The 19,943-nt window shown below is 69.9% G+C and carries 18 protein-coding genes; 12 read left to right on the top strand and 6 right to left on the bottom strand.

Annotated elements, in window-relative coordinates; translation table 11 throughout:
* Window positions 1-175: 175 nt before the first annotated feature.
* Window positions 176-616, top strand: coding sequence for a hypothetical protein (locus tag ON33_RS22040; RefSeq protein WP_174391555.1), 441 nt, complete (start codon window positions 176-178; stop codon window positions 614-616).
* Window positions 617-665: 49 nt separating this feature from the next.
* Window positions 666-950, top strand: coding sequence for a WhiB family transcriptional regulator (locus ON33_RS22035; RefSeq protein WP_281033228.1), 285 nt, complete (start codon window positions 666-668; stop codon window positions 948-950).
* 37 nt (window positions 951-987) lie between these two features.
* Here ON33_RS22035 and ON33_RS22030 read toward each other — a convergent pair whose 3' ends face one another.
* The 3 genes from ON33_RS22030 to ON33_RS22020 are packed head-to-tail and all read right to left on the bottom strand — an operon-like array spanning window position 988 to window position 2,883.
* A complete protein-coding gene (locus ON33_RS22030) occupies window positions 988-1,746 on the bottom strand; it encodes a VOC family protein (RefSeq protein WP_040860867.1) in 759 nt (252 codons plus the stop codon).
* Window positions 1,747-1,781: 35 nt separating this feature from the next.
* Complete coding sequence (locus ON33_RS22025) at window positions 1,782-2,084, bottom strand: MGMT family protein (RefSeq protein WP_040860866.1); 303 nt, start codon at window positions 2,082-2,084, stop codon at window positions 1,782-1,784.
* Between the two features lie 13 nt (window positions 2,085-2,097).
* Window positions 2,098-2,883 (bottom strand): alpha/beta fold hydrolase, encoded by a 786-nt coding sequence (locus ON33_RS22020; protein WP_040860865.1) that lies wholly within the window; start codon window positions 2,881-2,883, stop codon window positions 2,098-2,100.
* A gap of 107 nt (window positions 2,884-2,990) precedes the next feature.
* Here ON33_RS22020 and ON33_RS22015 point away from each other — a divergent pair, with 107 nt between their 5' ends.
* From ON33_RS22015 to nudC, 4 genes are all read left to right on the top strand, one after another.
* Entirely contained in the window at window positions 2,991-6,566 is a 3,576-nt protein-coding gene (locus ON33_RS22015) for an ATP-dependent helicase (RefSeq protein ID WP_040860864.1), read from the top strand.
* Window positions 6,566-10,318, top strand: a complete 3,753-nt coding sequence (locus ON33_RS22010) for an ATP-dependent helicase (RefSeq protein WP_083869181.1) — start codon at window positions 6,566-6,568, stop codon at window positions 10,316-10,318. Before ON33_RS22015 ends, ON33_RS22010 begins: the two co-directional genes overlap by 1 nt.
* A 119-nt stretch (window positions 10,319-10,437) precedes the next feature.
* The gene (locus ON33_RS22005; protein WP_040860982.1) at window positions 10,438-11,496 is read left to right on the top strand and encodes a potassium channel family protein; all 1,059 of its coding nucleotides are present in this window, start codon (window positions 10,438-10,440) and stop codon (window positions 11,494-11,496) included.
* A gap of 26 nt (window positions 11,497-11,522) precedes the next feature.
* Complete coding sequence (gene nudC, locus ON33_RS22000) at window positions 11,523-12,443, top strand: NAD(+) diphosphatase (RefSeq protein ID WP_040860863.1); 921 nt, start codon at window positions 11,523-11,525, stop codon at window positions 12,441-12,443.
* A 60-nt stretch (window positions 12,444-12,503) separates the two neighbouring features.
* Here the strand turns inward: nudC and ON33_RS21995 are convergent, their stop codons facing one another.
* On the bottom strand, window positions 12,504-12,734 hold the full coding sequence (locus ON33_RS21995) for a mycoredoxin (RefSeq protein ID WP_040860862.1): 231 nt from the start codon (window positions 12,732-12,734) through the stop codon (window positions 12,504-12,506).
* 150 nt (window positions 12,735-12,884) lie between these two features.
* Between ON33_RS21995 and ON33_RS21990 the strand changes: the two genes are divergently transcribed.
* The 6 genes from ON33_RS21990 (at window position 12,885) to ON33_RS21965 (ending at window position 17,495) form a co-directional block, all read left to right on the top strand.
* Window positions 12,885-13,307, top strand: coding sequence for an SRPBCC family protein (locus ON33_RS21990; RefSeq protein ID WP_040860861.1), 423 nt, complete (start codon window positions 12,885-12,887; stop codon window positions 13,305-13,307).
* Window positions 13,304-13,729, top strand: a complete 426-nt coding sequence (locus ON33_RS21985) for an EVE domain-containing protein (RefSeq protein ID WP_040860860.1) — start codon at window positions 13,304-13,306, stop codon at window positions 13,727-13,729. Before ON33_RS21990 ends, ON33_RS21985 begins: the two co-directional genes overlap by 4 nt.
* The gene (locus tag ON33_RS21980; protein ID WP_040860859.1) at window positions 13,729-14,196 is read left to right on the top strand and encodes a MarR family winged helix-turn-helix transcriptional regulator; all 468 of its coding nucleotides are present in this window, start codon (window positions 13,729-13,731) and stop codon (window positions 14,194-14,196) included. Before ON33_RS21985 ends, ON33_RS21980 begins: the two co-directional genes overlap by 1 nt.
* Window positions 14,197-14,367: 171 nt before the next feature.
* Entirely contained in the window at window positions 14,368-16,524 is a 2,157-nt protein-coding gene (locus tag ON33_RS21975; RefSeq protein WP_051152613.1) for an ATP-dependent DNA helicase UvrD2, read from the top strand.
* Window positions 16,525-16,677: 153 nt separating this feature from the next.
* Entirely contained in the window at window positions 16,678-17,040 is a 363-nt protein-coding gene (locus tag ON33_RS21970) for a hypothetical protein (RefSeq protein WP_040860858.1), read from the top strand.
* Window positions 17,041-17,153: 113 nt separating this feature from the next.
* On the top strand, window positions 17,154-17,495 hold the full coding sequence (locus ON33_RS21965; protein WP_083869180.1) for a WhiB family transcriptional regulator: 342 nt from the start codon (window positions 17,154-17,156) through the stop codon (window positions 17,493-17,495).
* A gap of 81 nt (window positions 17,496-17,576) precedes the next feature.
* On the opposite strand, the gene ON33_RS21960 is transcribed toward ON33_RS21965, so the two are convergent.
* Both ON33_RS21960 and ON33_RS21955 read right to left on the bottom strand, forming a co-directional pair.
* The gene (locus ON33_RS21960) at window positions 17,577-18,965 is read right to left on the bottom strand and encodes an ABC1 kinase family protein (RefSeq protein ID WP_051152641.1); all 1,389 of its coding nucleotides are present in this window, start codon (window positions 18,963-18,965) and stop codon (window positions 17,577-17,579) included.
* Between the two features lie 44 nt (window positions 18,966-19,009).
* On the bottom strand, window positions 19,010-19,870 hold the full coding sequence (locus ON33_RS21955; RefSeq protein WP_040860856.1) for a TOMM precursor leader peptide-binding protein: 861 nt from the start codon (window positions 19,868-19,870) through the stop codon (window positions 19,010-19,012).
* Window positions 19,871-19,943 lie beyond the last annotated feature (73 nt).

The raw sequence follows: 19,943 nt of genomic DNA, 5'->3' as shown, positions 1-19,943 counted from the left end.
CGCGTGGTGCCAGGCACCGTTCGGTGACGTTCCCGACCGGTACCCACACTGGCCAGTGTCAGTACTGCTAGGGGTTTGCCCCAGATTGCCTCAAAACTGGACAACAAGATCACGCGCCGCCTTAAATCAGGCCGTGGCGCTTTTGGGACAAGCGCAATTTCAAGGGAGGAAACAAATGTTCGACGTCACCACCGCAGCCCGACGCAACGACTTCCGGATCGATCGCGGCGCGGGATTGCGGGAGTCGCTCGAAGGCCTGCTGCTGCACGACGGGGTCGGCCTGGATGCGCGGATGCGCCACGCGATTTCCGCCGTGGTTCATCTCGCCGTGGACGCCCCGCTCGGTCTTCCGGAAGACGCCGAAGAATTCCTGGGCCGGCTGGATGCCGCCTGGCTGTTCGCCGCTTGGAATGACAGTGATCAGGAACTGTCTCTGTTGAATACCCTCGCGTGTGGCGAGGTTCCGGCATTGAGCTGGTGCGAACTCATGTTCACCACCGCGCTCGCGCCATGGTCGGGTGCGCCGGCCGCCGTTCACGCTCGTCGAATCTTCGTCAATGGGGAGCAGGCCCGTCTCGCCGCTGTCAGTGGTGACTGCGGAATGAGCCGCGCGTAAAACATACCGCGCGTTTTTCTTTCTGAAACTTATTGAAGGGATAGAGGAAGTGAAGCTGCTTTTCACCAATTTCGACGCCATGTTCGAATCCCTCGCCCGCCGCGACGGATCCGAGAACGAATCCTGGCATCAGCAGGCGCTGTGCACCCAAACCGATCCCGAGGCATTTTTTCCCGACAAGGGTGGCTCCACCCGGGAGGCCAAGCGCATTTGCTCCTCCTGCGAGGTCCGTAAGGAATGCCTCGACTACGCGCTCACCCATGATCAGCGTTTCGGAATCTGGGGCGGCCTCTCGCCGCGCGAGCGCCGCCGTTACGACCGCGGCGCGGCCTGAGCGATACACCGTGGGGAAGCGGTCGGCATCAGTAGCGTCAATCGAGAGTCGCTCGTAACAGACAGAATTCATTGGTCTCCGGATCGGCCAGGACCAGGACCGGCTCATCAGCCGGTGATTCGCCGCCGAACGACGGCGTATCGGGGCCGACCGGAACCGCGCCCGCGGCCCGCAATCGGGCCGCCTCCTCGACGGGATCGTCGAAGGGGAAGGCGACGAGATCCAGATGGAGACGGCTGCGCGCACCCGCCGCTGCCGGCTCGAGCAGGAATTCCAGCCACGGGCCCTGCCCGGTGGCGGCCCGGATACCCGCGTAGCGGGGGGTCCGGTGGGCGAGGGGCCAGCCGGAGGCGGCGGACCAGAACTCGGCCAGCCGCAACGGGTCCCGGGTATCCATCACGATGGCCGCGACCGCGCCGGTATCCACATACTGCTCACGCGGCTCCAGCACGCAGAACTCATTGCCCTCGGGATCGGCCAGCACCGCCCACGGCACCGCGCCTTGACCGATGTCGAGCCGGCGGGCGCCCAGCGACAGCGCCCGGTCCACCTGCATCTCCTGGTGGTCCAGCGAACGGCTGCACAGATCCAGGTGGATGCGGTTCTTGGCGGTCTTGGGCCGCCGCGCCCGGAGGAAAGTGAGTGCCACGTCCGGACCGTCCGGGTCCGGTGCGGCGACCTCGACCCACCCGGGCCGATCGATCGTCACCAACCAGCCCAGTAGCTCGGCCCAGAAACGGGCCGCCGCTGCGGGCTCGACCGCATCGAACACCACGCACGCCAGACGGGTGGACATCTTTTCACGGTAACCGCCGGGCGGGGTGGCGCGTATCAGGTTTCGGCGAACCGGAAACGGGCACGTCGCAGGTCCACTCGGCCGTCGACGACGGGACAGCCCTCGGCGGCCAGTTCGGCCAGCTGCCGATGCGCCAAATGTGGTGCGGGCGTGCCGTTTGCGCGCAGCACCCGATGCCACGGCAGGTCCGCGGAATCGGTGCGCATGATCCAGCCGACCGTGCGGGGCGTGGACAGGCCCGCCGCGGCCGCGATATCGCCGTAGGTGGCGACTCGGCCGGGTGGAATGGCCGCGACCAATTCCCGCACTCGCTCGACTTCGGCGTCGGTGGTTGGCATTTCGCCTCTCCGGTCAGAGCAGGGTACGGACCAGCGCGGCGGTCTGCGACGGTCGCGCCTGCGCGACCATGTGGTCGCAATCGAATTCGTGGACCGTGAGCCGCTCACCCAGATGCGCGGTGAGCGCCGCGCGGAAGCCGGGCGCCACCAGGGGCGGATCCACCTTCATCGCCTGCACCATGACCGTCGGCAGGCCGGCCGGTGGCAGCACGAAGTCACGGGCGATCTCACCCCAGAAGGCGATGATCGCCGGCAGGGTCATGCGCCAGCCCACACGGCCGTTCGCGGTGGGCACCAGATGCTCGGCCAGTTCGGCGTCCAGGACCGCCGGGTCCACCTCGCCCCACGCGGTCTCCAGCTTGTCGAACCGAGCCTGTTCGACGCTCTCGTAATCCGGTGCCGCCAGCATGGAATTCGCGATGGTGAGCATGCGCTCGGGTTCCAGGCCGATGGCCGGATCCAGCAGCGCCAGCCCGCGCACCAGGCCCGGCCGGCGATGCGCCAGATGCACCGCGATCGCCGCGCCGAACGAATGCCCGAGCACCACCACGGGTTCGCTCGTCTCCCGCTCCAGCAGCTCCGCGAGATCATCGACGAGAGTCTCGAAATCCCACGGCGGCACGCCGGGCGACCTCCCGTGCCCCCGCAGATCCGGTGCGATGATCCGGACATCGGGGAGATGCTCGTCGGCCAGCGCCTGCCAGCGTCGGCCGTGGCCCGTCAACCCGTGCAACGCCAGCACGACCGGACCGGTCGAGGGACCGAAACGATGACAATGAAGCTCAACCACGCTGCCCATTCTGCTGCCTGCACCCGATTTGAACAGCTTCCGGATTGTGATCGGCGGCACGGCCAACTCATGGCAAACGAAATCTGTCAGGGCGGTCTGTTGAAATAGCCGACGTGATGCGATCGGATAGCTCGGTGCAATTGGTGCGCCGGGCCGAGGCGGAGACCCCCTCACGGGAGTGGGACGCCGCCCTCCGGCCGCTGTTCGACGACCTCGGCGCCGACCCCGGCTGGCGGCCCTGGCAGGTGCTCGGCGGGCCCGGGACCGGCAAGACCGCACTCCTGGCGGATCTGGCCGCCACCCGCATCCTGGCCGGCGCCGCACCCGAATCGGTGCTGGTGCTCACCTATACCAAGCGCGCCGCCACTGCCGTGCGTGCCGCCATCACCGCCCGCGTCGCCGCCGCCGATCCGGACCTGGGCGGCGTGCCCGGCGCCACCCGCGGTCCGCTGGTGCGCACCATCCACTCCTACGCCTTCGGGCTGCTGCGCTCCTTCGCGGCGGCGCACGGCAATCCGCCGCCGCGGCTGCTCACCGGATCCGAGCAGGACATCGTGGTGCGGGAACTGCTGCGCGGCGACCTCGCCGACGGCGCCGCGGGATGGCCCGAACGGCTGCATCCCGCACTGCCGGCCGCGGGATTCGCCGAACAATTGCGGGACCTCATGCTGCGCGCCACCGAACGCGGTCTGGGCCCCGAGGATCTCATCGAACTCGGCCGCGCGCACCGGCGTCCGGAATGGGTCGCCGCCGGTCGCTTCGCCGAACGCTACGAACAGATCATGATGCTGCGCTGGTCGGTCGGCATGGACGTGCCCGAGGCCAGCGCCCCCGCGCTCGACGCCGCCGAACTTGTCACGGCCGCCCTCGACGCCTTCCACGCTGATCCGGAACTCCTTGCCGCCGAACGTAATCGGCTGCACTGCATTCTCGTGGACGACGCCCAGCATCTCGATCCCCATGCCGCCCAGCTCATCCGCGCCCTGGGCGGCGGCGCCGCCACCACCGTCATCGCCGCCGATCCCGATCAGGCCGTCTACACCTTCCGCGGCGCCGACCCCCGCTTCGCCGCCGACCCCGACGCCCCCGCCGACCGTCGAATCATCCTGCGCCACAACCACCGCTGCGCCGTAGCTATCCAGGAAGTAGCCGACCGCATCGCCGCCCGCCTTCCGGGGGCCGCCACGCACCGCACACCACCGACCGATCACACGACGTCCACGGCCACTGATTTCCTCCACGACCTCGTCGCGGACCGGCCGCGGGAAAACGGTGACCTCGGCGCGGAACCGGGCGGCGCCGACGGCAGAACACATCGCCCGAATGGACGGATCGACGGCGCCGGTCCGCCGCCGGACAGCGCACTCGCCCGTGGCGGTGCGGGACGTAGCCGGGCCGGCGGCCGACGTGCGGCCGAGACCGACTGGGGCGCTTCGCAATCCGTTGGCGAAGTACGGGTTCAGGTGCTGACGACGCCCGCGAAGGAGGCGGCGCTCATCGCCGACCATCTGCGGCGTGCGCATCTCATCAACGGAGTGCCCTGGTCCCGCATGGCGGTGATCGTGCGATCGGTGCCGTTGTCGCTCGCACCGCTGCGGCGGGCGCTGCTGGCGGCGGGAGTTCCGGTGCGGCAGCCGCCGGCCGATGTTCCGCTCGCGCGGCGGCGGGGCGCGATGTGGATGCTGCTGGCGCTGCGGGCCGTGACCGCGGGTGATCCGACATCGGTCCGACGCCCCCGGCCGATCTCCTTCACCGCAGACGATGCGCTCGATCTGCTCGCCGGGCCGCTGGGTGGTGCGGATCAGATCAGCCTGCGACGGCTGCGGCGCGGTATCCGGCGCACGGTCATGGAGCTCGGCTACCCGGAGCGCGGCGCGGACGAGCACGATGCGGTCGGTGAATTCGACGAGGAGGCAGCGCGATTCGCGGACCTCGATCGCTCGTCGGCGGAGATGCTGCGGGATCTGCTGGTGGGGGCTGGGAATCGGGTGATGCTGGAGAAGCTCACGCCGGTGGAGGCCGCGCCGCTGCGGCGGGTGCTCGAGGCGCTGGGGCGGGCGCGGAAGGTACGGCGGGACGGCGGCGGGCTGGAAGACGTGATGTGGGGGGTGTGGCGGGGCTCGACGCTGGAGCGGCGGTGGGTCGGGCAGTCCGAGCGCGGGGGCGCGTCCGGAATGCAGGCCGATCGGGATCTCGACGCCGTGGTCGGGTTGTTCGAGGCGGCCGCCGCGTACGTGGATCGGCTGCCGCGCGCCACCATCGAGGGATTCGTGGAATACCTGGAGCAGCAGGTGATTCCGCAGGACAACGCACCCGTCACCGATCCGGGCGAGGCGGTGACCATCTGCAGCGCGCACGCGGCCGCCGGGCGGGAATGGGACACCGTGGCGGTGGCGGCCGTGCAGGAGGGCGTCTGGCCCAATCTGCGGCCGCGCGGCACCCTGCTGGGTGTCGAGGAGCTGGTGGATCTGCTCGCGGGCGTGGGCGGTTCGGGCGAGAAGGTGAGCCGGGCCGCGCCGCTGCTGGCCGAGGAGCGGCGGCTGCTGCTGGTGGCGTGCAGCCGGGCCCGCCGGTCGCTGCTGGTGACCGCCGTCGAATCCGTCACGGGGGACCAGGATCTGGTGCCGTCCCGGTTCCTGGCCGAAATGGACCGCGAGGCCGCCGACGGGCAGCCGGGCCGGATTCCGCCGCCGGTGGACCCGGGTCGCGCATTGGCCATGCACGCCCTCATCGCCGAATTACGTTCCGCCGCCTGCGATCCCGAGACCACGCCGGAGCGTCGCCTGCGCGCGGCCCGGCAGCTGGCACGACTCGCCGAGGCCGGAGTCCGGGGCGCGCACCCGGACGACTGGTACGGCACCGCGGAGCTCTCCTCCGCGAATCCGCTGTGGGACAGCGAGGATGGGGCGATCTCGCTGTCGCCGTCCACCGTCGACCAGCTGAAGACCTGCCCGCTGCGCTGGGCGCTGGAACGCCACGGCGGCGGTGACGGCGAGAACCCGCACGCGCTCAAAGGTAATCTGGTGCACACGCTGGTGCAGGCGCTGGCCGGGCAGGTCAGCGAGGACCAGGTCAAGCAGGCCCTGGCCAAGGCATGGAAGAAGGTCGACCCCACCGCGCGCGACGGCGATAACTGGCACTCGCGCGCGGAACTGCGCCGCACCGAGGGCATGGTCGACACCTTCCTGGCTTGGCTGCGCAACACCCGCGACGAACTCACCGCCATCGGCGTCGAGGTGCCCGTGGACTGTGTGCTGCCCGCCCGTGGCCCCGGTGAACAGCCGGTGCGGATCAGCGGCCGGGTGGACCGGGTGGAGCGGGATGCCCTGGGCCGCTTCGTCATCGTCGACGTGAAGACCGGCAAGACCCCCATCTCCAAGCAGGCCGCCGAGGAGCACGCCCAGCTGGCCACCTATCAGGTCGCCGCCGCCGAAGGCGCGCTCGGCGAGGGCGAACCCGGTGGCGCGCGCCTGGTCTACGTGGCCAAGCCCAGCAGCAAGGAGGGTGCGACCCAGCGCACTCAGCCGCCGCTGGACGCCGACGGTATCGACACCTGGCGCACCATCATCCACGATGCCGCCGATGCCTCCAAGGGCCCCAGCTATCTCGCCATGCGCAATGACGGGTGCCGTCACTGCAAGGTCGCCGGCAGCTGCCCCGTGCAGGACACCGGCCGGCAGGTGACGGACTAGTGCGCATCACCCCGCGTCAGCTCGCCGACGCGCTGGGCCTGCCGCCACCGACCGACGAGCAAGCCGCCGTCATCTCCGCACCCCAGGGTCCGACCCTGGTGGTGGCGGGCGCGGGCGCCGGCAAGACCGAGACCATGGCCGCCCGCGTGGTCTGGATGGTGGCCAACGGCCTGGTCGAACCCGAACAGGTGCTGGGCCTCACCTTCACCCGCAAGGCCGCCCAGCAGCTCACCCAGCGCATCCGCACCCGCCTGGCCCGCCTGGCCGGAGCCCCGGTGGTGCGCGATATCGACCCCACCGGCCACCTGCGCGCCCAGCTCACCTCCTCCGAACCGGAGATCAGCACCTACCACTCGTATGCGGGCCGTCTGCTCACCGAATACGGCCTGCTGCTGCCGGTCGAACCCACCGCCACCCTGCTCACCCAGACCCAGCTGTGGCAGCTCGCCTACCGTGTCGTCTCCACCTGGGACGGTGACCTCGACACCGACCGCAGCCCCGTCGGCGTCACCGAGGCCGTGCTCGCCCTCTCCGGCCAGCTCGCCGAACACCTGGTGGAGCCGCAGCAATTGGCCGCGGCCCACCTGGAATTGGAGCGCCTGGTCCACACCCTGCCCGCCGGCCCCCGCCAGAAGGGCGGCCCCAAGAAGGCCCTGCTCGACCTGATCGAAGCCCAGCACGAACGCGTCGCCCTGCTACCCCTGGTGGATCGCCTCGCCGAGGAACTGCGCCGCCGCGGCGCCCTCGACTTCGGCGCGCAGATGTCACTCTCCGCCCGCCTCGCCTCGACCCACGCGGAAGTCGGCGCGGCCGAACGGGATCGCTTCCGTCTGGTCCTCCTGGACGAGTACCAGGACACGGGCCATTCCCAGCGCATCCTGCTGTCGTCCCTCTTCGGCGCCGCCCGCCCGGCGGAGAGCGAACCGGACGGTGATCTCCGGCTCGCGGTCACGGCGGTGGGTGACCCCATGCAGTCCATCTACGGCTGGCGTGGGGCGTCGGCCGCCAACCTGCCGCGCTTCGCCACCGACTTCCCCAGTGCGCCAGGGGTTCCGGCGCCGATCCTGCCATTGCTCACCAGCTGGCGGAATCCGCCGGAGGCGCTGGATCTGGCCAACCTGGTGTCGGATCCCCTCCGCGAACGAGCGGCACGGGGTGGGGGAGTGACGGTGGACGCCCTGCGGCCACGGCCGGACGCCACGGCCGGTCTGGTCGCCTTGGCGCTGGCGGAAACCGTTGCGGTGGAACGGGAATGGGTGGCCGATCGGATCGCCGCCGAATGGCAGGCCGCGGACGAAGCGGACAAGCCGCCACCCACCTCCGCGGTGCTGGTGCGGCGCAATGCCGACGCCGCCCCCCTCGCGGAAGCCCTGCGGGATCGCGGATTGCCCGTGGAGATCGTCGGCCTGGGCGGACTGCTGCACACACCGGAGGTCGCCGATATCGTCGCCACCCTGCGCCTGGTCGCCGACCCGTCGGCGGGCAGCGCGGCGGTGCGCCTCCTGACCGGCGCGCGCTGGCGGATCGGCGTCTCGGATATCGCGGCGCTGTCCCGCCGCGCGCGGGAACTCTCCATCCGCCGCCCGGCCGGGCAGACCGACGCCATCACCGACACCGCCGCCCTGGACGAGGCGCTGCGCGAGGTCGCGCCCGAACCCGCCGAGAAGGCCGGACTCGGCGACGCCATCGCCGATCCCGGTGAGCCGGACGAGTATTCGGCCCAGGGCTTCGCTCGCATCACCGCCCTCGGCCGGGAACTGTCGGCGCTGCGCGAGCGGGCCGGGCAGCCGCTCGCCGAACTGGTCGCCGATGTGGAACGCACCATCGGCGTCGGCGTGGAGACCCAGGCCCGCCGCACCCACGCCGCCGCCGGACGCGAGCATCTCGACGCCTTCGCCGAGGTGGTGGCCGGATACTCCGCCGACCACCGCTCCTCCCTGTCCGGCCTGCTCGACTTCCTCGCCGCCGCCGAAGAAGTCGAGAACGGTTTGGAGCCGGGCGAAGTCGAGGTTGCCCACGACCGCGTGCAGGTGCTCACCGTGCACGCCGCCAAGGGACTGGAATGGGAGGTGGTAGCGGTTCCGCACGTGGTGGACGGCACCTTCCCGTCCGGCACCGGCACCGCCACCTGGATGGGCGCGCTCGCCGAACTCCCCACCGCGCTGCGCGGCGACCGCGAGCAGGAGGACGCCACCGATGGCGTCCCCGTCCTCGGTCTGGACGATCTCTACGATCGCGCCGACCTGGAACGCGCCCTCGACGAGCACAAGAAGGCCCTCGCCGCCCGCCGCCTCGACGAGGAACGCCGCCTGTTCTACGTGGCTCTCACCCGCACCGAGCGCGCCCTGTTCGTCTCTGCCCACCACTGGTCGGAGACCGGCTCGAAACCCAAGGGCCCCTCCGCTTTCCTGCTCGAACTCAAACGCGAGACCGAGTCCCCGGGCTCGCGACTGGCGAACGGCGTCGAGATCGACCGCTGGGACGATCCGCCCCTGCCCGACACCCCCAACCCGTTCACCGACAACCCGCAGACCGCGACCTGGCCGCGTGACCCGCTGGGCTCCCGCCGCGAATTCGTGGAGGAGGGCGCGACCCTGGTCAAAGCCGCACTCGACACCTTGCGCGACGAATCCCGCCCGCAGCAGACCGAACTCGACTTCGGCCCCGAATTCGGCGGCACGGCAGCCGATTCCGAGCCCGCGGACGAGGAGGATCCCGAAGGCTGGGCCGAGGATGTCAGCGCCCTCATCGCCGAGCACCGCGCCGCCGAAGAGGCCGTCCGGGAGGTCGAACTGCCCGGCCAGCTGGCCGCCACCGCCCTCGTCGACCTGAGCGCCGATCCCGCGAAACTCGCCGCCCGCCTGCGTCGCCCGCTCCCGTACCCGCCCAGCCCGTACACCCGCCGCGGCACCGCCTTCCATGCCTGGCTGCAGCGCTGGTTCGGCGGCGCGCGCCTGCTCGGATTCGAGGAACTGCCCGGCGCGGCCGACATCAACGACACCGACGCCGATCTCATGCGCCTGCAGGAGGCCTTCCTCGCGTCCCCGTGGGCCGACCGCAATCCCGTCGAGGTGGAGATCTCCTTCGAAACCACCATCGCGGGCACCGTGATTCGCGGCCGCATGGACGCCGTCTTCCGCCGCCCCGACGGTGCCTGGGTCATCGTGGACTGGAAGACCGGAGCGGAACCCAAACGCGCCGAAGAGGATTCGGTCGTCGTCCAACTCGCCGTCTACCGGCTGGCCTGGGCCCGCCTGGAGGCCGCTCGCAGCGGCCGCCCCGAAGCCGACCTGCTGGCCGAGACGGTCGCCGCCTTCCACTACGTCCGCACCGGCCGCACCATCGCCCCCGAACACCTGCCCGGACCAGCCGAACTCGCCGCCATCATCACCGACGCGGCCCCCATCCGGATCCCGCCGACCCCGCCTCAGCCGCCGCTGCCGCCCGAACCGGACGAGGACGATCCAGGCCCCGCCGAGCCCACCGATGTCGAAATGCTGCGTCTCCCGGCCGCTTCGGGGCGACCCGGGCCCACCGGATTCGACAACAGCCCGGGACCCGGCTTCGAACCGCCGCCCGACCCAGAAGCGCCACCCGGCCCCGATGCGCCGCCGATCCCCGCGCCGGCGTCCGCCGAGCGCGCCGATTCCCACCCTGGCCCGCACTGGGATCCCGTGCCCGGCATCGATTTCCCGCCCGATTTCGAACCGCCGCCCGACCCGGAGTGGCTGCCGCCGGACCCGCTGCACTGATCTGCGAACTCTCGCGGGACTTCGCGACGCGCGCCCGCCGAAACCGCCGCACGCCGTTTTGCCCGGTACGCTCCGGACCGTGCCGCAGCCAGAAGTGCCCGAAATGATCGGTGATTCGCGTGTTCGGTGACTCCTCGCGCGGACTGGCCGGCCTCACCGGGCGGCCCGACTTCGCGCTGGTCGGCGTGCTCCGGGTCCCGTCCGCCCAGTCCAGCCCCTGGTACTCGCTGGTGCGCCGGCTCGGCCTGGCCGTGCTGCTGCTGGTGGGCGCCACCGTGGTGGTGTACCTCGGCCGCGACGGCTACCACGACAACGCCCGCGACAAGATGGGCCTGCTGGACTGCGCCTACTACGCCACGGTGTCGCTGTCGACCACCGGCTACGGCGACATCACACCCGTCACCCCCACCGCACGGCTCATCAATATTCTCGTGGTCACGCCGCTGCGGATCCTGTTCCTCATCGTCTTGGTCGGCACCACCCTGGCGGTGCTCACCGAACGATCCCGGCAGGCGTTCAAGATTCAGCGATGGAGGCGCACCGTGCGTAATCACACCGTGGTAGTCGGCTACGGCACCAAGGGCCGCACCGCCGTGGACGCCATGCTGGCCGACGGCGTGCAGCCCGGCGACATCGTGGTGGTCGACACCGACCAGCAGGTCCTGGAATTCGCCGCCAACGCCGGGCTGGTGACGGTGCACGGCTCGGCCACCAAGTCGGATGTGTTGCGGCTGGCCGGAGTTCAGCACGCCTCGGCCGTCGTGGTCGCCGCCAACCGCGACGACACCGCCGTCCTGGTCACCCTCACCGCCCGCGAAATCAACCCCAGGGCAAAGATTTCCGCGGCCGTTCGCGAGGCCGAGAACACCCACCTGCTGCGCCAGTCCGGCGCCGACTCGGTGGTGGTGTCCTCCGAGACCGCCGGCCGCCTGCTCGGCATCGCCACCACCACCCCGGCCGTGGTCGACATGATCGAGGATCTGCTCACCCCCGAGGCCGGCTTCGCCATCGCCGAACGCGACGTGGAGACCGAGGAGATCGGCGGATCCCCGCGCCACCTGCGCGACATCGTGCTGGGCGTGGTCCGCGACACCCGCCTCATCCGCGTCGGCGACCCCGAGACCGACGCCCTCGAAACCGGGGACAGACTCCTCTATCTCCGCCGCGTCCACGGCTGAGCACCGTGCCCGTCTAGTCTCGGGGTGTGTCAGGTTTCCAGCTGAATGCCGTTCCGGTGCTGTCCCGTACCTCACTCGACCGGGCCGAAGACCTCCGCTCCGACGAACAGGCCCTCGAAGAGGGCTGGGCCCAGGCCAAACTCCTGCGGATGAACAAGCGCGGCCAGGTCCGCGTCGACAACGGGACCGTCGTGCTCGAGGCCGCGCTCACCCTGGCCCCCGAGCGCGCGCCCGATGCCGTGTTCCTCGGCGTGGACGCCGGCATCCACCTGTGGGCCGTGCGCGACAACACCATCGAGGGCACACTGGCCGACCTGCGTGCCTTCGGCTCCACCCTCGACCTCGACGATTTCGGCACCGGCCTGCTCTCCACCGCCATCGCCCTGCTCAACTGGCACGACAAGGCGGCCTTCAGCGCCGTCGACGGCACCCCCACCACCGCCGCCAACGGCGGCTGGTCTCGCATCAGCGAGACCGGGCACGAGGATTTCCCGCGCACCGACCCGGCCGTCATCTGCCTGATCCACGACGGCGGCGACCGCGTACTGCTGGGCCGCCAGCACACCTGGCCGCAGGGATTGTTCTCGCTGCTGGCCGGTTTCGTGGAGGCGGGGGAGTCCCTGGAACGCTGTGTCGAACGCGAGATCAAGGAGGAGGTCGGCGTCGACGTCCGCGAGATCCGCTATCTGGGCAGCCAGCCCTGGCCCTTCCCGCGCTCGCTCATGCTCGGCTTCGCCGCGGTCGCCGACCCGGATCAGCCGCTGGCCTTCCACGACGGCGAGATCGCCGAGGCGTACTGGTTCACTCGCGACGAGGTGCGGGACGCGCTGGCCGCGGGCGCGTGGGGATCGCCGACCGGCGCCACCGGAGGCGAGGCGAAACTGCTGCTGCCGGGGTCGATTTCGATCGCCCGGACCATCGTCGAATCCTGGGCCGCCGAAAACTGAACGGACGCAACAGGAAGCCGCACACCTGCTGGCGTGCGGCTTCTTTCTTCGGCCCCGGGGCTAGCCGATGGCGGCCAGGGCCTGTTTCACCTGGACCAGGGTGGGGTTCGTGGCGGTCGAGCCGTCGCGGTACTTCACGGTCGGCACAACGTGATTGCCGTTGTTCACACTGCCCACGAATTCGGCGGCGTCGGGGTGCTCTTCGATGTCGATCACCTCGTAGGTGATGCCGGCCTCGTCGAGCTGCTTCTTCAGACGACGGCAGTAGCCGCACCAGGTCGTCGAGTACATGGTCAGATCGGTAGCAGTCACGGTCGGTGCAACATACCCGCCGCTGATCGTGTTCCCCGCGGAGGGTCGGTTGTGAGCCGATCGACCCCCTTCCGAATCTCCCGAAAATCGGGGGTTGACGCAGAAGTAATAAGCGCGCATACTAATTGCATGACGCAGATCGCAACAGCCACCGCCACTTCGACCGCCGCCCCCGCCGCCTTCTTCACCAAGTGGGCCGACATGGCCACCTGGCCCGAGTGGAACCAGGACACCGAGTGGGTCACCCTCGACGGCCCGTTCGAACAGGGCGCCACCGGCACCCTCAAGCCCAAGGGTGGCCCCAAGACCAAGTTCGTCGTCACCAAGCTCACCGACACCGAATTCATCGACTCGTCCAAGCTGATCGGCGCGCGGCTGATCTTCGCCCACGAGGTCACCACCGACGGCACGATCACCACCGTGCGGGTCAGCATCTCCATGGAGGGTCCGCTGCGCGGGCTCTGGACCAAGATCATGGGCGGCAATCTCGCCAAGTCCCTGCAGGGCGATGTCGACGCGCTGGTCGCGGCCGCCGAGGCGGCGCTGGTATGAGCACCGGGTACTGGCTCGCGGTCGTCTCCCGCGACCATGTCCGCCGCGGCGTGGAACTCGGGTTCGCCCAGGCCAACCACGGCAAGCGCGCCGCCGTGGAACGCATGCGGGCCGGTGACGGCCTCGTCTACTACTCGCCCCGCACCGGCATGCGCGAGGGCGAACCGATCAAATCCTTCACCGCCATCGGCACCGTCGCCGATGGCCCGTCCTGGCAGGTCGAGGAACAGGGCGGCTGCTTCCGCCCCTGGCGGCGCGCGGTCGACTACGACCGCGCGGCCCGTCAGGTCCCCATCGACGATCTGCGCAGCGAACTCGACCTGACCAGCGTCCCCAACTGGGGGATCGTGCTGCGTCGCGGCCTGGTCGAGCTCACCGCCCACGATTTCGGCCTCATCTCCCGCGCTATGGTCGGGCAGTGATGGCCAATGACGGACTACACACCGAATTCGAGCACGCCGACGAAAGTCCCGGTCTCTTGCTCTGGCAGGTGACCAATCGATGGCAGGCCGCGCAACGCGCGGCCCTGGCGCCCTTCGACCTGACCCACGTGCAATTCGTCCTGCTCGCCTCCCTGACCTGGCTCACCAGCCGGTCGGGTGGCGAACCCGTCACCCAGCGCGACCTCGCCGACCACGCCGCCACCGACCCCATGATGACCTCCCAGGTGCTGCGCACCCTGGAACAGAAGGGTCTGCTGGAACGTCGCGATCACCCCACCGACCGCCGCGCCAAATCCCTCGTCCCCACCGAAACCGGTGCGGCCCTGGTCAATCGGGCCATCGGCGCTGTCGAAACCTGCGACCACGACTTCTTCGCCCCGCTCGGCGACCGCACCTCCGGCTTCACCGCGGCACTGCGCCGACTCCGCGACCGCGAGCAGGACTGACCATCCCGCTCTCCCGCCCGGGCGTCCCGCTGCCGGCATCCGCCGGTGCGCTGCCGCCTGTCCCGGGCTCTCGTCGACCACGTCCGCACGCTGACCGCCCGCCCCGGCCCGGGCCCGGTTTCCGCGCCGCCACGCCGAGGGCCGCCCGGCCTGTCGGAGGTCGCTGTCATGATGGAGCGCGTGACTGCCGCGACCACCCAGGCCCAGCTCCGGCTCGACGACCTCGATGCCGAGCAGGCGGCGGCCGTGCGCGCGCCCCGGGGACCGGTGTGTGTGCTGGCGGGCGCGGGCACCGGCAAGACGCGCACCATCACCCACCGCATCGCGCACCTGGTCTCGGCCGGGCACGTTCGCGCCGACCAGGTGCTGTCGGTGACCTTCACCGCCCGCGCGGCAGGGGAGCTGCGGAACCGGCTGCGCGCCTTGGGTTTGAGCGGCGAGGCCGGGCAGGTGCAGGCGCGCACCTTCCACGCCGCGGCCCTGCGGCAGCTCAAGTACTTCTGGCCGCAGGTCGTCGGCGATGTGCCGTGGCGGCTGATCGACGGCAAGTTCCCCATCGTCGCCCAGGCCGCGGGCCGGGCCGGGCTACCCACCGACACCGACAGCTTGCGCGATCTGATCAGTGAGATCGAATGGGCCAAGGGCTCGCTCGTCGCGCCCGAGGACTACGCGGGCGAGGCGGCCCGCCGCCACCGCGACGTGCCCTACGAGGCGAAGAAGGTCTCGGCGGTCTACACCTACTACGAGGCGCTGAAGAACACCCCCGACGGGCTGCTGCTCGATTTCGACGATCTGCTGCTGCACACCGCGGCCGCACTCGAGGACTTCTCTTCGGTGGCCGAGGAGTTCCGCGGCCGCTACCGGTGTTTCGTGGTGGACGAGTACCAGGACGTCACCCCGCTGCAACAGCGGGTGCTCGACGCCTGGCTCGGCGACCGCGACGATCTGACCGTGGTCGGCGACGCCAACCAGACCATCTACTCCTTCACCGGGGCCAGCCCGGCCTATCTGCTGGACTTCTCCCGCCGCTTCCCCGACGCCACTGTCGTCCGCCTGGAGCGCGACTATCGCTCCACCCCACAGGTGGTGTCGCTGGCCAACCGGGTGATCGGCGCGGCCCGCGGCCGCATCGCCGGCACCCGGCTGCAGCTCATCGGCCAGCGCGCCGACGGCCCGGAACCGCTGTTCGCCGAGTACGACGACGAACCCGCCGAGGCCGCCGCCGTCGCCAAGGCGGTCGCCAAACTCCTCGAAAATGGTGTTCCCGCAGCGGAAATCGCCATCCTCTACCGCATCAACGCGCAGTCGGAGGTCTACGAGCAGGCGCTCACCGAGGCGGGCATCGCCTATCAGGTACGCGGTGGCGAGGGCTTCTTCAATCGCCCCGAGGTGCGGCAGGCGGTCTCGGCGCTGCGCACGGCCGCCAATCGCGATGATCTACCCGACGCCCGCGGCGAGAAGCTGGTCACCCTGGTGCGCGCGGCGCTGGCCCAGGTCGGGCTAACCAAGGAGGAGCCGGTCGGCGCTCAGGCCCGGGAGCGCTGGGCCTCGCTGGTGGCGCTGGTCCAGCTCACCGAGGAACTCGCCGAACAGGATCCGGACCTGGAACTGACCGGCTTGCTGCGCGAGCTGGCCGCCCGCGCCGAGGCCCGGCACCCACCGACCGTGCAGGGCGTCACCCTGGCCTCGCTGCACGCGGCCAAGGGACTCGAGTGGGACGCCGTCTTCCTGGTCGGCCTGGCCGACGGCACACTGCCCATCCAGCATGTACTCGGCCCGGACGCAACGGTTTCCGACGAGGCCGCGCTGGAGGAGGAACGCCGGCTGCTCTACGTCGGCGTCACCCGCGCGCGTGAGCACCTCCAATTGTCCTGGGCCCTGGCCCGTTCCGCGGGTGGTCGCAAGGTGCGCCGCCGCTCCCGGTTCCTCATCGGCCTGGTCCCCGAGGACTCCCCGGCCTCGCGCATCGCCAACCACACCACCGAGCGCCGTAACGGCCCCAAGCGACTTCATCCAACCTGCCGGGTCTGCGGCCGTCCGCTGCTCAATACCCAGGCCACCATGCTCGGCCGCTGCTCCCGCTGCCCCGCCGACATCGACCCGGAACTGCTGGCGGCGCTGCGGGAATGGCGCAAGGAAAAGGCCGAGGAGCTGTCACTGCCACATTTTGTGGTGTTCAGCGATACGACCTTGATCGCCATCGCCGAACAGCGCCCGGCCGATGACAGTGCCCTGGTGGCGATCCCCGGCATCGGGGCCAAGAAGCTGCGCACATACGGCGCGGATGTCCTCGCGATCGTCCGATCGCGGGCCCGGGACTCTTCCTAGTGCTTGCGAAGAATGCGAGCAAGCCCCGAAAACCGCAGGTCAAAAATAGGTTGTGCGCATCCGTATGGATACCTACTGTGGTTCTCGGCACCGGGGAAGAACCCGCGCGCACAAAGTACTGATCGCATACGAGTGAAGGAGGGAGGCAGACCGATGAACAACATTTCGAGCTTCGTGTCGACCGGCAGTTTCGCCGGCCGTCAGGCGACGGCGTGCGTCATGTCCGTCGTGTCCGTCTCCCGGGGGATCCTCGCGCCCAAGGGGATTCGTATGTCCGGCGTCAATGGCGATCTTGGTCTTCAGGTCTTTGCAAGCAAAGCCCAAGCGGATCAGCAGATCGTGATCAAGCAGGACAAGCCCAAGAGTGACTGGCACCCGGCAGCCGTGTATGCGGCCGTCGAAACCCTCGCAGTCGCAACCGGAACCGAGCGTCCGGTGCATCTGCTGGCAGCCCGTCCCCGCACCACCGACCCAGCGACCGTGATCAGGAGTCGACACCGAAGTCGACTCAGGTAGGGAATACCTCCCAGACCTCCTGGCCACGGATCGCGAACCCCGCGAAACCGTGGCCATAGTTTTATCCGGCCCTCCAGCCACCGGCACCGGTTTCGCGAAACACCGAACGACCGATGCACGAGCTGAAGGAGCCCGACGTGTCAACCACGGTCATCCGTGAACGAGTGACATGCCGCAACACCGTGGCCAACACGACTACCCGCGTCCGCCGGGGAGTCACCATCACCCTGCCCTGCCGAGTTGGCAACCCGGACCTCTGGTTCGCCGAGGCCCCCGCCCAGTTGGAAGAGGCGAAGGCGCTGTGCGCTTCCTGCCCGATCCGTCAGGGCTGCCTGTCGGCCGCCCTGGATCGCGGTGAGCCCTGGGGTGTCTGGGGCGGTGAGATCTTCGACCAGGGTGTCGTGATCGCCCGCAAGCGCCCGCGTGGCCGCCCGCGCAAGGTCGCGGTGGCATGACCGCCCCAGCATCCGGGGGAGTAGAACGCATACGACCCGCTTACCAGACGGTAGGCGGGTCGTTTTGCGTCACAGGGTAATTCAGCTGGCGGCGCGGAGGGTTTCGGCGTAGCCGGGGACCCAGTCGTTCATGAGCTTCATGAAGGGGATTTCGGCGTCGAGCTGGGCGCAGATGCCGACGGAACCGCCGAGGACCCGGAAGATCATCACATGTTCGGCCGGAAGTTGCAGGGAGCGAGCGGTTTTCATCATCTCGGCGTTGGAGATGTCGGTGGCCTTGCCGGCCACGCGCTGCATCCACCGGCGGGTGAAATGGAAGGTTTCGGTCTTGATGGGGTCGGTGAAAGGGCGCAGGTAATCCTGGATCTCCTGGATGCTCACCGTCTTGCCCGGGATGACCCAGCCATTGTCGTGCAGCAGCGCTGTCAGTTCGTCGTAGCGCTCCTGAACCTCGAGCGCGACCATCTGGCCCAGGATCTTGGGGAAGCCATTGGGCAGCGGAGCGCAGGCGCCGTAATCGATGACCGCGAGGCGGCCGTCCTCGAGCACCATGAAGTTGCCCGGATGCGGATCGGCGTGCAGCAGGCCCGCGATCGACGGTGAGCTGAAATGGAATTCGCCCATCAGCGCCGCAGTCCGGTTGCGCAGTTCGACCGTGCCCGCCGGATCCTCCGCGCCGCGCTGGATGATCTTCGACACCGGGGTGGCATTGTCCAGCCATTCCGTGACGATCACCTTCGGCGCGCTGGCCACCACCTTCGGCACCAGGAAGCGCGGGTGACCGTTGTAGGCCCGGGCGAACTGGCGCTGGTGACCGGCCTCGATCCGGTAGTCCAGTTCCTCCTCGGTGCGCTCACTGATCTCGGCCAGGATCGGTTTCACATCGGCGCCCGGTATGAGCGCGCTCATCATGCCCGCCATCCGGTTGAGCGTCTTGAGATCGGCGCGCAGCGCCTCGTCCGCGCCGGGGTACTGCACCTTCACCGCGACCACCCGGCCGTCGGACCAGATCGCCTTGTGTACCTGGCCGATGCTGGCCGAGGCGGTGGGCGCGTCGTCGAATTCCCGGAAGCGTTGCCGCCAGCCGGTCCCCAGTTGCTGGTCGAGCTGCCGGTGCACGGCCGCGGCCGGCATGGGTGGCGCGGCGGCCTGCAGCTTGGTGAGCGCCTCGCGATAGTGCTCGCCGAACTCCTCCGGGACGGCGGCCTCCATCACCGACAGTGCCTGGCCGAACTTCATGGCACCGCCCTTGAGCTCACCGAGGACGGCGAAGAGCTGTTCGGCGGCCTTCTGATTCAGCTCGGCGTTGATCTCCTGCTTGTCTCCCCCGGCCAGTTTGCGGCCGAAACCCACGGCCGCCCGCCCTGCGATGCCGAGTGGAATCTTGGCCAGCTTGGCATTGCGGGAAGAGCGCTTGCTCACAATCTCTGACACGTTCCCATCATGCCGATGTCCCAGACGGTCCGCCATGGGATTGGGGTGTTCTTCCGGGTGAGGGGGGATAGTGGTTTCCATCACACTCCCGCGCCTTCGCCGCAACCGCAGTTCGGATGGGCGGGCCACGGCCGCCGATCCAGGTGCGGACTATCGAGATCCACCTCGAGTGTGGCGTCGAGCGTGGCGGGTGGGTGATCCGCGCGGCCGGAGGACACGATCTCGATCTCCCGCAGCGCCAGGGCCGCGGTCATGGCGGTCCCCGCCGGGGTCGCGCAGCCGACCCGCCCCAGCAGCTGTGCCGCCAGCTGCGGCCAGGCCGGCTCGGCCTCGGTGCGGCGCAGATCCGCGCAACGCAGGCAACCGGTTTCGCCCGGCAGCACCAGCGGGCCGACGATGCCGCGCCCGTCACGAATGCGGACCTGCAGATGCGGGATGCGGCGGCGCATGAGGCTCGCGACCAGCCCCGGGTCCGGCACCAGGGCATCGGAGAGCACCAGCAGATCCGGGCGTTCCGCCTGCAGCGCCTCGGCCCCCGTCCCGCCGGGCCGTTCGCAGGAGTGCTTGGCCCGCAGCCCGATTCGGTGCAGACCCGCCAGCAGCGCGTCCGCCAGCGGGCCACGCCCGTGCACATGCACCGTCCGCAGCCGCGCCCGGGGCGCGTCGGCGGCCAGCAGATCGGCGGCCGCCATCTGATCGAGCAGCGCCTGCGCGACCTCGGTGCCGAACCCCAATTCCCGGGCCTGCCAGAGAATCTCGGCCTCGGTGCGGGAGCCGTCCAGCAGCCTCAGCAGCGCGGGCATCGCCTCGATCGGCCCCGGCGGTCGCAGTATGACCGCCCGCTCGGGATCCCAGCCGAGTTGGATCGCGCCATTCGGGCGCAGCAGCACGGTGATTCGGGGATGGAGCATCGGGCCACGGGCCGGCATCACAGTCGTCATGCCATCAGCCTGCGCGCCGCCGGAAACGCGGTAACCCACGAAAACGCTTGTTCATCAGCGCTTTCGTGGGTTA

Source organism: Nocardia niigatensis NBRC 100131 (assembly GCF_000308655.1).
GTDB lineage: Bacteria > Actinomycetota > Actinomycetes > Mycobacteriales > Mycobacteriaceae > Nocardia > Nocardia niigatensis.
The sequence above is the reverse complement of the archived record's forward strand: the minus strand, read 5'-3'. Positions and strand labels throughout refer to the sequence as shown.